The sequence below is a fragment of the Saccharospirillum sp. genome, assembly GCF_040881935.1.
Taxonomy (GTDB): Bacteria; Pseudomonadota; Gammaproteobacteria; order Pseudomonadales; family Natronospirillaceae; genus Saccharospirillum.
This window is the reverse complement of sequence record NZ_JBBECH010000077.1, coordinates 1-14,518: the sequence shown is the minus strand read 5'-3', so window position 1 is coordinate 14,518 and position 14,518 is coordinate 1. Positions and strand designations below refer to the sequence as shown.

Below are 14,518 nucleotides of genomic sequence, written 5' to 3'. Positions count from 1 at the left end.
ATCCATCCATGGAGCCTAGGCCGCAGCATCCCTGCTGCGGACTACCCCACAGAGGCAACCCCGGCAGCCGCTGCTTGTCACCCCAGCAAACACCGAAACTTGAGCGTTAACACCTCAGGGCGCTACTGGCAAAACCAGCCGGAAGCGAGCGCCACCCAGGGGGCTGTCGTCGATTCGCAGAGAAACGCCATAGCTGCCGAGAATGTCCGTTACCATACTCAGACCAATCCCCTGCCCCGGCTGAAGCGTATCCAGCCGCTGACCGCGGTTAAGTACAGCATGGCGTTGTTCCAGCGTTATGCCGGGGCCATCGTCGTCAATATCGACCACCCAGCAATCCGGGAACTCAGCCAGGCGCGACACCGATACTGTGATGACTGAACGGGCATATTTGAAGCCGTTCTCAAGCAGATTACCGAACACTTCAAGCACATCGTTGACGTCCATGGCCAAGGTCCACTCCTGATCCGGCTCGGGCAAATCCAGTACCTTGTCTTCATGGTGAAAAGCCTTGCCCAAGGCCCGTCCGAGTCGATCCAGACTCTGATTAAGCGAACAACGCTGGCCGAGCACCGGCCCCTGACGGGTTTCAGTAACCGCTCGCTGCAACTGATAGCGAACGATCTGGTCCATGCGATGAACCTGCTCATGCAATTCACGGCTATCGGCAGGCTCCAGTGTCCGGATAACCGCCAGCGGCGTTTTCAAGCTGTGCGCCAGATCTGCCATGGCGGTACGGTACCGTTCGCGCTGGCTCTGCTCCGCATCCAGCAGGCGGTTCAGGTTATCGGTCAGAGGCTGTAACTCTCTGGGGTAACGCCCCTGCAGGCGCCCCTGCTCACCGGTGCGAATTTTTTGCAGATTCTGCGCCAGCTGATGCAAAGGCCGCAGGCCCCAGCGGGCTACCAACCAGAGCGCTAACAGCAGCGCCAGTGTCACCGCCGCAAGCCCGCCCCAGAGTTGCTGACGAAAGGTTTGGATGATCTGATTCAGCGGTGCTGCCGTCTCCAACACCCAAAACTCATAGCGTTGCTCACGGCCGTCAGTCGCTTCCCACAGCACCGCGTAACGCTCATATATATAATCGCCGCGAAAACCAAAGTCTTCCTGACCAATGCTGATGTTGGGTTGCGCTGTAATCCAGTCGCTCTGGTCAAACCACTGGCTCGACAAACTCTGCCAGATCACAGTGCGCTGCTCATCCAATACCAGAGCGACCAGTCCGGATTCCGGCGAATTGTAGCGCTCTTCGGCCAGGTATGCTGGCAGCCAGAGACCATCCGCCTGCCATTCGGATTCGGCCAATAGCGTTAAAATTCGCAGGAACAATCGCTCGGACTGGCCCGCCATCTGGCTCTGCTCAAAGGCCCGGTCCAGCGCGGTGCCGGTCACGCCCAGAAAAACCAGTAAGACGAGGCTCGCCGACACCAGCAAACGACGGCGCAATGAAAATGAACGCTGGGAGGAACGGCGAAGCGACGGTAAAAGCGTCATCAGATGGTCAATCAGCCATAGCGTCCGCATTAAATCGATAACCCATGCCGCGCTGGGTGGTGATGGGGTTGCGCTCGTTGTCGGGATCAAGCTTCTTGCGCAGGCGACGAATGAACACCTCAATGACGTTACTGTCGCGATCAAAATCCTGTTCGTACAGATGGGTGGTCAACTCGGTTTTGGAGACAACCTTGTGCCGGTGCATCATCAGGTACTCGAGGGTGTTGTATTCGTAGCTGGTCAGCTCAACATCATGACCGTCTACGCGCACCCGGCGCGAGGCGGTGTCCAGTTCGTACGGTCCGACCGTCAGGGTCGCCGTCGCCATGCCTACGCTGCGCCGCAACAGCGCCTTTACCCGGGCCAGCAACTCCGCAAACACAAAGGGCTTGGCAAGATAGTCATCGGCACCGGCTTCCAGACCTGCGACCTTGTCTTGCCAGTGCCCACGTGCAGTGAGAATCAGCACCGGGTACTGCTTGTCGGCCGCCCGCAACTGGCGGATCAGTTCAATCCCATCCAGGCCCGGCAAGCCGAGATCAATAATGGCGACGTCGTAGTCGTTTTCGGTCGCCTGAAATAAACCGTCATTACCGTCGGCCGAGGTGTCTACCGCGAACCCTTCCTTTTTGAATCCACCGTGAAGGTGATCACGCAGTCCGGCTTCATCTTCAACGATCAAGAGTTTCATTGACTTCCTCCAGCACAGCCGGATCGATTGGCATGCCCGTTTCACGATTCAGATCTACCGTCCTAACCCGACCGCCATCCAATAACAATCGTAACCGGTAGGCCCAGTCACTGCCGGCACTGACACGATCTACTTTAACGACGCGGCCATCAAACAGGCACTCTGCAGACTGCACCACCTGGCGCTCGGTGGTCAGTGGCAGCGTTGCGCTGGTGCAGGGGTGACGGTTGTTTTCAGCCTGTACAACGCCCGAAACAGCCAGCATCCACAGCATTACGGCGCTTATCCCGAGGCGCCGGAGGTGCGCCGCAGCGAAGCTTGACATGTAAGTGCCTCTTTAATCAGCGGGGCGTCACCTCCACAGCGAGCTCAACGTAGCGACCGGGGTGACGATCCATAAAAGTCATAAACTCGCGACCATTGTAACGGTAGCGCACTTCATAGCCTACCAGATCACTGCGCCGATGACGGTATTCAACTTCGCATTCGCGTTCGGTTCGATAGCGGACCGTGGTTTCGCCACGCCCGCCCAACTCATGTCCGATAGCGCCACCGATGATGCCCCCGGCAATGGCCCCGAAAACCTGGGATTCAGGTGTCCGGCCGCTATGGGACCCAACCGTTGCACCCACCGCGCCGCCAATCAGCGTCGCAGCGGGGTTGCCACTGCGATGGCTGCGACTGACCTCAACATCGCGTGTCCGGCAGATCTCATAGCGGTGATCGCTGTTACCTCTATTACTATGTTCACGGTAATAGTAGGTTTCATACACAGGCTCAACCTGCACCACCCGACCCTCGGCAAAGAATTGCTGCCGGTCATCGCGATATCGGTCACCCTCGTGATCTGCGGCCGCCAATCCACTGGTGGCCAGTCCAATCACCAGGGCCAATCCGATGTGCTTGTTCATATTGGGGTTCCTTTCTCTGCTAATCGATGCTGCCATGTACTCAGCTTACTGCCTCTGGCTGAACCATGCCTGAATTCGTTAATCCAATTTGTTAACAGCCTGACAGCGCCGCCTACCTGGCGAGCGACCACAGCTCGGTGTTCTACCAGGCAGGTGTACCTTCTTAATTGTAAGGCTTGCATACACTTACACCAGACACGACAAGGGCTGGCGCTGAGTGTCCACAAAAACTGTGGATATCTTTGTGAACAACCCCAATTGAACAGCTCCCAGGCAGCATGACTCAGGGCCTTGATCGAATTGATCATTTTTTGATCAATTGAATTTTATTCTTAAATTTCAATAAGTTACAACATACTTTTAACTAATCACGCATTCAAATTAAGCCGTGAACTCGACATAGATCAGGGTTATACCTCTGGATGACGATTGGGGATATATTGCCTAAACCCTTTTTCAAAAGTCATCAAGATATCCCGACTTCTTATATTGTGTCTTTTTGTAAAAGATTATCCAAATGTCGTTTAACTGTGCATGGCCGAGGTCGATTGCCAGTCATTTAGAGGTTAATCGACATTATGAACCCGCTGAATAGTTTCCCCAGGGATCCGACTTATTATTCAGAGACTCCCATAAAAAAGCCGACCCGAGGGTCGGCTGATTCTGGCCAGACGATTTATTTGCTGGCTTCACGCCATTGGGCTACTTCTTCAATACCAAAGGCTTCGATCCACTCATCCAGTGTTTTTGGATTACGGCGTTTCTTCTCGATGCTTTCGCCGGTGTTCGGATGCACATAGACACCGATTTCCAGCTTCGGACCAGTCGACTTGGCGGCTTTGGCTGCCTTGCGTGAGCCCTTGCTGCCACCCTGGCGCGTAAAGTAGCTTTGCAGCTCCTCAAAGAAGGCAGGTTTGTCGGCTTTCTTACCATGAGCCTTTAACCAGTCGACGATGGCCTTGGCACGGACATCAAAAATATCGTACTCGGAAATACCATATTCATCGAACAGGTTACGAACCTGCTCGTGGTAGAGGTCGTAGCCTTCCTGGCGCTTGGACTGCGCTTCTTTCAACTGCCGAAGCTCTTCGATTTTCTCTTCGTGTTCTTTGATCTTCAGATCCAGATCCTGGTCAAACATGCTGTGCTCCTGTTCACTCGCCTGACTGGCGAGGTTTCATATGGGGGAAGAGAATGACGTCCTTGATTGACGGTGAATCGGTGAAGTACATCACCAACCGGTCAATGCCGATGCCCTCTCCGGCCGTTGGTGGCAAGCCGTACTCCAGGGCGTTAATGTAATCTTCGTCGTAAAACATGGCTTCATCGTCACCGGCGTCTTTTTCGGCGACCTGGGCTTTAAAGCGTTCAGCCTGATCGATCGGATCGTTCAGCTCTGAGAAGCCGTTGGCGATCTCGCGACCACCGATGAAGAACTCAAAACGGTCGGTTACCTCGGGGTTATCGTCGTTGCGACGTGCCAGGGGGGATATCTCCGCCGGGTAAGCGGTGATGAAAACCGGGTTGCGCAACTTTTCTTCGACCGTTTCTTCAAAAATCTCGGTCTGAATGCGGCCCAGACCCCAATTATCCTTAACCTGAATGCCCAAGCCAGATGCTACCCCCGCGGCGGCTTCGCGGGTTTCAATATCGGTACCCGACAGCGTTGGGTTGTACTTCAGGATGGCATCGAACATGGTCACCCGTTCAAACGGCTTGCCCAGATCAAATTTCTCACCCTGATACACCAGCTCTGTCGTGCCCAGAACATCCCGTGCCAGGGTACGCAACATGTCTTCGGTCAGGTCCATCAGTTGATGATAATCGGCGTAGGCCTGATACCACTCCAGCATGGTGAATTCCGGGTTGTGACGGGTCGAGACACCTTCGTTGCGGAAATTGCGATTGATCTCGAATACTTTTTCAAACCCGCCGACGACCAATCGCTTCAGGTAAAGCTCCGGCGCCACGCGCAGATACATGTCGATGTCCATGGCGTTATGGTGGGTGGTAAACGGCCGGGCGGTGGCGCCACCGGGAATCACCTGCAGCATGGGTGTTTCCACTTCCATAAAATCGCGATCGGACAAGTAGCGACGAATACCATTGATGATGCCGGCGCGAACCTGGAAGGTCCGGCGCGTTTCGTCACTGGTAATCAGATCCACGTAGCGCTGGCGATATTTCATTTCCTGATCAGACAAGCCGTGGAATTTGTCGGGCAACGGACGCAGTGATTTGGTCAGCAGCACCATGTCATCAATGCTAGTGACTTCAACGTACAATTCGCCCTTGCCTGATTTGGACAGGGTGCCGCGTACACCGACGATGTCGCCGATATCCAGCAACTGCCAGTCGGTGCTGTCTTTTTGCAGCGCTTTACCGAGATAAAACTGAATACGACCACTGACGTCACGCAGACCGACAAAGGGGCCACCACGGCGCATAACGCGACCGGCAACGCTGACTTCAACCTTCAGATCGACAATGGCTTCTTTTTCCAGCTCCCCGTACTGAGCCTGAAGATCACCGGCCATCTGGTCGCGCTTGAAGTCGTTCGGGAACGCCTGTGGCCGGCTTTCAGCCAGGGTTACCAGTTTTTGCTTGCGCTCGGTGATGATGTGGTTTTCATCTTGGTCGGTATGCTTGTCAGTCATATGCAGTCTGTCCAGTGTTGCTCAGCCGCCCGCGGCGGCTGCAGATTAATCGGTGTCCGGTTATAGCCGGACTGGCCAGGCTTAGAGGCCTTTCTTCAGCGAGGCTTCGATAAAGGGGTCGAGCCCCCCTTCCAGCACGGCCTGGGTATTGCGCGTTTCAACGCCGGTACGCAGATCCTTGATGCGGGAGTCATCCAGCACGTAGGAGCGAATCTGGCTGCCCCAGCCAATGTCGGATTTCGAATCCTCAACGGCCTGTGCTGCCTCGTTCCGTTTTTGCATCTCGAACTCGTACAGTTTGGCCTTGAGCATTTTCATGGCCTGGTCTTTGTTCTTGTGCTGGGAACGGTCATTCTGACATTGAGTGACGATGCCGGTCGGATTGTGGGTAATCCGCACGGCCGACTCGGTCCGGTTCACGTGCTGACCACCAGCACCCGAGGCGCGATAGACGTCGATGCGCAGGTCGGCCGGGTTGATTTCGATGTCGATGTCGTCATCGACTTCCGGCGAGACGAATACCGATGAAAACGAGGTATGGCGGCGGTTGCCCGAGTCAAACGGCGATTTACGCACCAGTCGATGCACTCCGGTCTCGGTGCGCAACCAGCCAAAAGCGTATTCGCCTTCAACCCGTACGGTGGCCGATTTAATGCCCGCCACTTCGCCTTCAGACGCTTCCATCAATTCCATCTTGAAGCCTTTTACTTCACCCCAGCGCAAGTACATGCGCAGCAGCATTTCAGCCCAATCCTGGGCTTCGGTGCCGCCGGAACCGGCCTGGATATCGAGATAGGCATTGGCCGGGTCCATTTCGCCACTGAACATACGGCGAAATTCCAGTTTGGCCAACTGAGCTTCCAGGCCATTCAGGTCGGCGATAACCTCATTGACGGTACCTTCGTCGTCTTCTGCGTCGGCCATTTCCAGCAGATCGGCCGCATCGCGAACACCGTCGATCAGGTTGGTCAGTGTTTTAACAATGGTTTCCAGGGAGCTGCGCTCCTGACCCAGTGCCTGCGCCCGTTCCGGGTCGTTCCAGACATTCGGCTCAGCCAGTTCCCGTTCAACTTCTGCCAGTTGCTCTATCTTCTGGTCGAAGTCAAAGATACCCCCTAAGTACGTCGGTGCGTACTTTGAGGTCTTTTATCTGTTCTTTAATCGGATTAATTTCCACGTACCGCTCCTGTTCCTGTCTTGATAGTACAAACCCATGAAGTTTAGCGGGGCGCGCATTTTAACGAAATTGATTTGCCGGGGGTAGTGATATCCCAAAAACCAGTTAAAAAACAATGACAAAGGGAAATTTTAATACAGTGCCAATGGTCCGTTCCGGCCACCGGGTAGGCCTTTACGGGGTCGGCGTAAACCCGTCCATGGGGCCTAGACCGCAGGATCCCTCCTGCGGACTACCCCGTAAAGGCCTACCCGGCAGCCGGCACTTGCTAAGTTGGTCAATTTCAAAATAACCATGAAAATATAGTGGCTATATTTAAACTATCGCTTTATTAACCGTTTAATGTTTCCAGCGGTTTAATTGCGTCAAATATCAGTTGCACGGTTTCCCGCCCTCTAAATCGATTGCAGGATAATTGATAAATACCCGCCAAAGCCTTCTGTTCAGTCGGCCAAATGTCGATATCGATATTAAAGGCGATTGCCTCGATGCTCTGCCCTTCCCGGTCAGACACCGTCAGCTTCAAATGCCGTTCACCGACGATTTTTTGCTGCTCAATCCAGAATTCACCCTGAAAGACCGGTGCCGGGAAGCCCTGGCCGAAGGGTCCGGCCTGTTCCAGGGCTAGGGCCGTGCCCAAGTCGCGCTCTTTAGCGCTTAGTTCTCCGTCAGTCATAATCGTTGGCTGCAGGGCCTCTGGTTCACAGAGCGTCTGAACGGCCTGCTCAAACCAGTGTTGCAGTCGATCCTGATCCCCCTCTGCGAGCGTCAGGCCAGCCGCCATGGCGTGGCCGCCGAAGGTGATCAGCAGCTCTGGTTCCTGCTTGGCAATCCAGTCGAGTGCGTCACGCAGATGAAAACCGGGTATGGAGCGGGCTGAACCTTTGAGGCGTCCGTTATCCGAGCCCGCCAGCGCGATGACCGGTCGGTGTGTTTGCTCTTTAATGCGTGAGGCCAGGATGCCGATCACGCCTTCGTGCCAGTCGGCCTGGTACAGAACATGGCCGTTGCGAGGCGGTGAATCGCGGATTTGTTCCAGAGTCTGCTGGGCTTCGACTACCATAGAACGCTCTATGGCGCGTCGTTCCCGGTTCAAATCTTCCAGTTGCGCCGCCAGTTGGCGCGCTTCCCCCGGGTTATCGGTCAGCAGGCAGCGAACCCCGATCGCCATATCATCCAAGCGGCCTGCGGCATTCAGCCTAGGGCCTATAACAAAACCAAAGTCGGAGGCCTGGGCTCTTTGCCACTCTCTACCGGCGACTTCAAATAAAGCCTGTATCCCGGGCCGGGATTGACCGGCACGAATGCGTCCCAGGCCCTGGTTTACCAGTCGGCGATTGTTGGCATCAAGTGGCACCACATCGGCGACAGTGGCCAGGGCAACCAGATCCAGCCACTGGGCCAGATTCGGCGACTGCACAGACTGTTGTTCAAACCAGTCCCGGTCGCGCAGCGCGGCACGCAAGGCAATCATTAGATAAAACGCCACAGTGCAGCCGCAGGCGGCTTTGCTGGCAAAGTCGCAGCCTGGCTGGTTGGGGTTAACAATGGCTTCGGCGGGTGGCAGGTCTGCTCCGGATAGATGATGGTCGGTGATGAGTACGGCAACGCCAGCGGCCTGTGCTGCCGCGACGCCATCCAGGCTGGCGATGCCGTTGTCCACGGTAATGATCAGTTCAGGTGATATCGTCAGCGCCTGTTCGACGATAGCAGCCGAAAGGCCATAGCCGTATTCGAAGCGATTGGGCAGCAGGTAATCCACCTGGGCACCCAGGGCTCGCAGTATCTGAACGACCAGGGCGGTGCTGGTAGCGCCGTCGACGTCGTAATCGCCGATAACCAAAATACGCTGATGGTGATCTAGCGCCCGGATTAACAATTCTACCGCCGAATCAATCCCCTTCATCGTCTGCCAGGGCAGTAAATGCTGCAGGGACGAGTCCAGTTCTAGCGGTGAGCACACACCGCGAGACCGGTAGATCCGGTCCAGCAGTGGCTGCTCGGAGACGGCGGCTCCGTCAGGAACGGGACGGGTCTGGAGGTTGGGAAAGGGAGCGGCCACGCCGCTCAGTTACCCTCGCCGAAGACGACGTTGGCGACATAGGCCTGAACTCGAGCGAGTTCGTTTGGCAAAACTTCATAGCGCTCTGGCCGGTCGAACAGATCGGTCAGGTGATGCGGCAGTTCGGGCAATGTAAGCCCCGCCTGTTTCACCGCATCAGCAAATTTCACCGGATGGGCGGTGCCCAGGGTGATCATCGGGTCGATGGCACTGCGCCGGGTTTCGCGGGCGGCTTTTACGCCGATGGCCGTGTGCGGGTCGAGTAGGTAGCCGGTTTCTTCGAAGACCTGCTTGATGGTGCTTACGGTAACACTGTCATCGACGCCGTAGCTGTCGAAGACTTTCCGAGCTTTGGCCAGGCGGGCTTCGTCCAGCGTCACGGTCTCGGTGTTCATTTTGTTCATCAGATCGGCCAACACGACTCCGTCCCGATCGTACAGATCAAACAGCAAGCGTTCGAAATTACTGGATACGACGATATCCATCGATGGCGACAGGGTGTGCGCCAGCGGGTGCTTTTCGTAAACGTTGTTGCTCATTACCCGGTGCAGGATATCGTTCTGGTTGGTGGCGACGATCAGTTGGCTAATCGGCAGGCCCATCTTGCGTGCCAGGTAACCGGCGAAGATGTCACCGAAGTTTCCGGTGGGCACTGAGAACGCCATGTTCCGGTCCGGTCCGCCCAGGTTCAATGACGCGTAAAAGTAGTAAACGATCTGCGCCATGATGCGCGCCCAGTTGATCGAGTTTACCGCAACCAGGCGACGCTCGCCGCGCAGGAAAGATTGATCACCAAAACTGGCTTTTACCATGCTCTGGCAATCGTCAAAGTTGCCTTCGACGGCCAGATTATAGATGTTGTCGCCGGTGATGGTGGTCATCTGGCGGCGCTGAACGTCGGACACCCGGTTGTGCGGATGCAAAATAAAAATATCGATGTTGCTGCAGCGCTTGCAGCCTTCGATAGCGGCTGAACCGGTATCGCCCGAGGTTGCACCCATGATGACGACTTTCTCGCCGCGCTTTTCCAGCACATGGTCGAGCATGCGACCAAGCAATTGCAGCGCGAAGTCCTTGAATGCCAGGGTGGGCCCCTGGAACAGCTCCAACACGTATTCGTTGTGGTCAAGCTGGGTCAACGGTGCGACGGCCTTGTGGCCAAAGACGCTGTAGGTATCTTTCAGCATGGTCGCCAATTCATCGTCGGCGATGGCACCGTCGACGAAGGGCTTGATAATGTGAAAGGCCAATTCATGATAGGGCAACCCGCGCCACTGGCGGATCTCGTCCAGCGTATACTCGGGCAACGTTTCCGGCACGTAAAGACCACCGTCAGAAGCCAAACCGGTTAATAGAACATCTTCAAAACCCAGGGTTGGGGCCTGGCCCCGTGTGCTGATGTATTTCACGAATCATGTCTCGTCAGAAAGGGTTCAGCCGGGCGCAAACTCGGCGGGTATTACAATCCAAAACTTCGGAGTTTGAATTAGCTATATCGCCATAAACCCGCAACGGATGCCGGGGCTGCTCCTGTGGGGGCGCCGTAAATACATCCATGTAGGCTTAACTTCGGCATCCATGCCTCAGATACCCCCGCAAAAGCAGCCCCGTCACCCGTCGCTAACCGGCAGTCAACTCCGATACTTTAGTTACATTAAAACCAGATTAGCCATCCAGTTGCTCAACACGAATACGGACTATGGGTCTAGTCACTGACTCCAGCGCCTGCATGGCACTGATGGCATCGTCCATCCGGTGTTCACGCACCGGGTGGGTCAGCAAAATCAGCGGTACGACATCCGATTCATCTTCCGGCTCTTTCTGGATGATGGCTTCGATATTGATGCCCTTCTCGCTCATGATACGCGCGATGTTGGCCATCTGACCAATCTCATCCTTCACGGTAATGCGCAAATAATAGGCGGTTACTATTTCGCTGACCGGTAGCACCGGCATATTTTCGGTTTCTGAACTGTACCCGAGGTGCGGGACGTTACCGGCATTGTCAATTTCGCGGGCGATGTCGACGATATCGGCAATCACCGACGAGGCCGTCGCTTCGGAACCAGCACCCGGGCCGTAATACATGGTCGGGCCAACGGCATCACCTTCAACCAGTACCGCATTCAATACACCGTTCACATTCGCCAGTAAACGCTTGGACGGCACCAGTGTCGGATGTACCCGCAACTCAACGCCTTCATTGGTTTTACGGGTAAAACCAAGGTGTTTGATGCGATACCCAAGCTCTTCAGCGTACTGAACGTCTTCCCGGGTAATTTTGGTAATGCCCTCGGTGTACACCTTGTCGAACTGTAACGGGATGCCAAAGGCGATGGATGCTAGAATGGTCAGTTTGTGAGCGGCATCGATACCCTCGACGTCGAAAGTTGGATCCGCTTCGGCATAGCCCAGCGCCTGGGCTTCCAGCAATACTTCTTCAAAGGCGCGGCCCTTTTCCTGCATTTCGGTCAGGATAAAGTTGCCGGTACCGTTGATGATGCCAGCCAGCCATTTGATGTCGTTGGCGACCAGCCCTTCTCGGATGCCCTTAATGATTGGGATACCACCGGCCACCGCTGCTTCATAGGTCACCACAACACCCTGTGCTTCAGCGGCCTTGAAAATCTCGTTGCCGTGGATCGCGATCATCGATTTGTTGGCAGTAACGACATGCTTGCCATGCTTGATGGCTTCCAATACCAATTCTTTGGCAACATCGTTGCCACCGATTAACTCCACCAGGATATGAATATCCGGGTCCCGCGCCACATCGAAAATATCGCGCGATACCTTGACGCTGCCCAGATGGCAGGCTGGGTTATCCCGACGGGCACCAACGTGGGTAATTCTGACGGGCTTTCCGGCACGGCGCGCAATATCATCCAGATTGCGCTGCATGACGTTAAAAGTACCACTGCCTACGGTGCCAAGACCGCATAATCCCACATTGACTGATTTCAAAACTGACCTCGTTAACTGACTGGATTCCAACTTCGGCCGGGCATACGCCAGCCGGACGATAGGGAGCTCAAAACATACTGAGCGCGCCGCAGGGTGTCAACGCGAAACCCGCGCCAAAGGCGGACTTTGACCCCTGCGACCGTGATATTTTCGCAACAGGCTGTTTCAGCAACCCCGGAGCTAACAAAAAAGGCAGCCGAAGCTGCCTTTTAAACATCGTCACAGAGCGGTAACCGCTCAGCGTATTCGCTTGTGATCGATTTTTTCCTTGATGCGCGCCGACTTACCTGAACGCTCACGCAGGTAGTACAGTTTGGCCTGACGCACGTCACCACGACGCTTGACTTCCACACTGTCCACAACCGGTGAGTAGGACTGGAAGGTCCGCTCAACACCGACGCCGCTGGAGATTTTGCGAACCGTGAAAGCCGAGTTCAGGCCGCGGTTACGCTTGCCAATCACTACACCTTCAAAGGCCTGCAAACGCTCACGCTCGCCTTCTTTAACTTTAACCTGCACAACCACGGTATCACCCGGGCCGAAGGCAGGGATTTCTTTGTTCATCTGTTCAGCTTCAAGTTGCTGAATAATCAAATTTTCATTGCTCATCAAATCGCTCCTGATCCATTGCGCGAGTTCTGCTCATTGAGATACTCGTCCAAAAGCGCCTGCTGTTCTGCGGTCATTTCCCGGTCAGCCAACAGGTCTGATCTACGTTGCCAAGTGCGCCCCAGTGCCTGCTTTAGCCGCCACCGCCGAATGTTATCGTGGTGACCACTGAGCAGTACTTCCGGCACACTCATTCCATCCAGTACTTCAGGTCGTGTGTAATGTGGACAGTCCAGCAATCCATCGGTGAATGAATCTTCAACCGCTGATGCCTCATGCCCCAGTACGCCAGGGATCTGACGTCCAATAGCATCGATAAACGCCATGGCAGCCAACTCACCGCCGCTGAGCACAAAGTCACCCAACGACCATTCTTCATCCACTTCGGTCTCGATCACACGTTCGTCGATGCCTTCATAGCGGCCGCAAACAAATATCATGTGCCGATACCGCGCCAAGCTCTGTACGCCGGCCTGATCCAGTCGTCTGCCCTGAGGCGACAAAAAAATCACCCTGGCCTGATTGCCGCTGGCGGCTTTCGCTGCCTGAATCGCATCCCGCAAGGGTTGCACCTTCATCAGCATGCCAGGCCCGCCCCCGAAGGGTCGGTCGTCCACGGTACGGTGTTTGTCGTGGGTGTAATCGCGCGGGTTCCAGAACCCAACCTCAATCAACCCCTGCTTGGCTGCCCGTCCAATCACGCCCTGATCCAAAAAGGATTCGAACATGTCCGGGAACAGACTTACCACACCGAACCATTGCTTGCGCTCAGGTTGAACAGCCATCTCGGCCCGCTCATCCTCTGACGGTATTGTCAAAACTCCGGATCCCAATCAACTCGAATCTGACCCGCTTCAAGGTCCACGTCTTTGATATATACATCCGGTACGTACGGAATCAGGCGTTGCTGACGATCGATACTGTCGGCACTGCCACTGACCACCAACACATCGTTGCTGGCCCCCGCACTCATCATATGTTCCACCTTACCCAGTACGACACCCTGCTCATTCACAACGCGCAAGCCTTCCAGTTGATACCAGTAGAACTCGTCGTCAGGTAGCGTCGGCAATTGATCACTCGTTACCCCGATGTCGGCACCGCAGTACTGCTTGGCCTGGTCACGGTCATCACACCCTTCAAAGTGTGCCACCATGCCCTTGCCGTGACTGCGCCCCTTGTCGACGGTAATCGGTGTCCAGCGGCCGTTCATATTGAGCAACCAGTGACCGTAATCCAGAATCCGATCCATCGGTTCGGTATAGGAATAGATTTTCACCCAGCCCTGAATACCGTAAACCGAGGAAACCCGGCCCAGTACGATCATGTCTTCCGGTTTTTCCGGCGTCATACATCAACCCTTGACTGGACGGATCAGCCTTGGGCTTTCCGGTACTCTTTAAGCAGCTGGGCGACACGGTCAGAAGTCTGCGCACCCTTGCTGGCCCAGTATTCGACGCGATCCAGAGAAACGCGCAAGCGCTCTTCCTGACCACGGGCGACCGGGTTAAAGAAACCAACACGCTCGATAAAACGCCCGTCACGGGCATTACGGCTGTCGGCTACGGAAATATGATAAAACGGGCGCTTCTTAGAACCGCCACGTGAGAGTCTAATGACTACCATCGCGTCCTCCTGTCTGGGCAAGCTTTGAAATCACCTGCCGTTTTGGATCTTCAGAGGGGTTACCCCTGATCATGAACCGGGTTCAGCACGCTGAAACACCTCTTCACTAACCCAAAGTTATACCGAAAACCGAGCCCACCCCGGTTTTCAAGGCCGCGAAAGTATACGTATTGAGCGCCGTAAATCAAGTCGCCAGGCGTCCGTCGGACTTTGATGTTCAAGTTTCGACGTTGCCCTAGGACACCAGCGCCGGGTACCGGGTGTACGTCTGTGGGGTAGTCCGCAGCATGGATGCTGCGGTCTAGGCCCCATGGACGGGTTCACGCC

At 55.3% G+C, this 14,518-nt stretch carries 14 protein-coding genes; all 14 read right to left on the bottom strand.

What is annotated here, in order from left to right:
- Positions 1-114 precede the first annotated feature (114 nt).
- Positions 115-1,524: an ATP-binding protein gene (locus WEB54_RS14255; RefSeq protein WP_368053598.1), complete on the bottom strand. Its 1,410-nt coding sequence runs from the start codon at positions 1,522-1,524 to the stop codon at positions 115-117.
- Positions 1,502-2,185, bottom strand: coding sequence for a response regulator transcription factor (locus WEB54_RS14250; protein WP_368056448.1), 684 nt, complete (start codon positions 2,183-2,185; stop codon positions 1,502-1,504). The genes WEB54_RS14255 and WEB54_RS14250 overlap by 23 nt, the downstream gene beginning before the upstream one ends.
- Entirely contained in the window at positions 2,166-2,510 is a 345-nt protein-coding gene (locus WEB54_RS14245) for a PepSY domain-containing protein (RefSeq protein WP_368056446.1), read from the bottom strand. Before WEB54_RS14245 ends, WEB54_RS14250 begins: the two co-directional genes overlap by 20 nt.
- 16 nt (positions 2,511-2,526) lie before the next feature.
- Complete coding sequence (locus WEB54_RS14240; RefSeq protein WP_368053592.1) at positions 2,527-3,096, bottom strand: glycine zipper 2TM domain-containing protein; 570 nt, start codon at positions 3,094-3,096, stop codon at positions 2,527-2,529.
- 676 nt (positions 3,097-3,772) lie between these two features.
- Positions 3,773-4,237, bottom strand: coding sequence for a DNA binding protein (locus WEB54_RS14235; protein WP_368053590.1), 465 nt, complete (start codon positions 4,235-4,237; stop codon positions 3,773-3,775).
- Positions 4,238-4,250: 13 nt separating this feature from the next.
- Positions 4,251-5,753 carry a lysine--tRNA ligase gene (gene lysS, locus WEB54_RS14230; RefSeq protein WP_368056444.1) on the bottom strand — a complete coding sequence of 501 codons (1,503 nt, stop codon included), beginning with the start codon at positions 5,751-5,753 and terminating at the stop codon, positions 4,251-4,253.
- Between the two features lie 81 nt (positions 5,754-5,834).
- Positions 5,835-6,930 (bottom strand): peptide chain release factor 2 gene (prfB, locus tag WEB54_RS14225; RefSeq protein ID WP_368053584.1). Its coding sequence is split into 2 segments (ribosomal slippage): positions 5,835-6,857 and positions 6,859-6,930, totalling 1,095 coding nucleotides; the frame shifts between segments, so codons are not numbered across the junction.
- Between the two features lie 331 nt (positions 6,931-7,261).
- Entirely contained in the window at positions 7,262-8,992 is a 1,731-nt protein-coding gene (gene recJ / locus WEB54_RS14220) for a single-stranded-DNA-specific exonuclease RecJ (protein WP_368056442.1), read from the bottom strand.
- Positions 8,993-8,997: 5 nt separating this feature from the next.
- Entirely contained in the window at positions 8,998-10,401 is a 1,404-nt protein-coding gene (gene thrC / locus WEB54_RS14215) for a threonine synthase (RefSeq protein ID WP_368056440.1), read from the bottom strand.
- Positions 10,402-10,657: 256 nt separating this feature from the next.
- Positions 10,658-11,956, bottom strand: coding sequence for a homoserine dehydrogenase (locus WEB54_RS14210; protein ID WP_368054425.1), 1,299 nt, complete (start codon positions 11,954-11,956; stop codon positions 10,658-10,660).
- A 237-nt stretch (positions 11,957-12,193) separates the two neighbouring features.
- On the bottom strand, positions 12,194-12,565 hold the full coding sequence (rplS, locus tag WEB54_RS14205) for a 50S ribosomal protein L19 (protein WP_368054427.1): 372 nt from the start codon (positions 12,563-12,565) through the stop codon (positions 12,194-12,196).
- Positions 12,565-13,350, bottom strand: a complete 786-nt coding sequence (gene trmD / locus WEB54_RS14200) for a tRNA (guanosine(37)-N1)-methyltransferase TrmD (RefSeq protein ID WP_368054428.1) — start codon at positions 13,348-13,350, stop codon at positions 12,565-12,567. Before trmD ends, rplS begins: the two co-directional genes overlap by 1 nt.
- 29 nt (positions 13,351-13,379) lie before the next feature.
- Positions 13,380-13,916, bottom strand: a complete 537-nt coding sequence (rimM, locus tag WEB54_RS14195) for a ribosome maturation factor RimM (RefSeq protein ID WP_368056437.1) — start codon at positions 13,914-13,916, stop codon at positions 13,380-13,382.
- 23 nt (positions 13,917-13,939) lie between these two features.
- The gene (rpsP, locus tag WEB54_RS14190) at positions 13,940-14,191 is read right to left on the bottom strand and encodes a 30S ribosomal protein S16 (protein ID WP_028669622.1); all 252 of its coding nucleotides are present in this window, start codon (positions 14,189-14,191) and stop codon (positions 13,940-13,942) included.
- Positions 14,192-14,518: the final 327 nt, after the last annotated feature.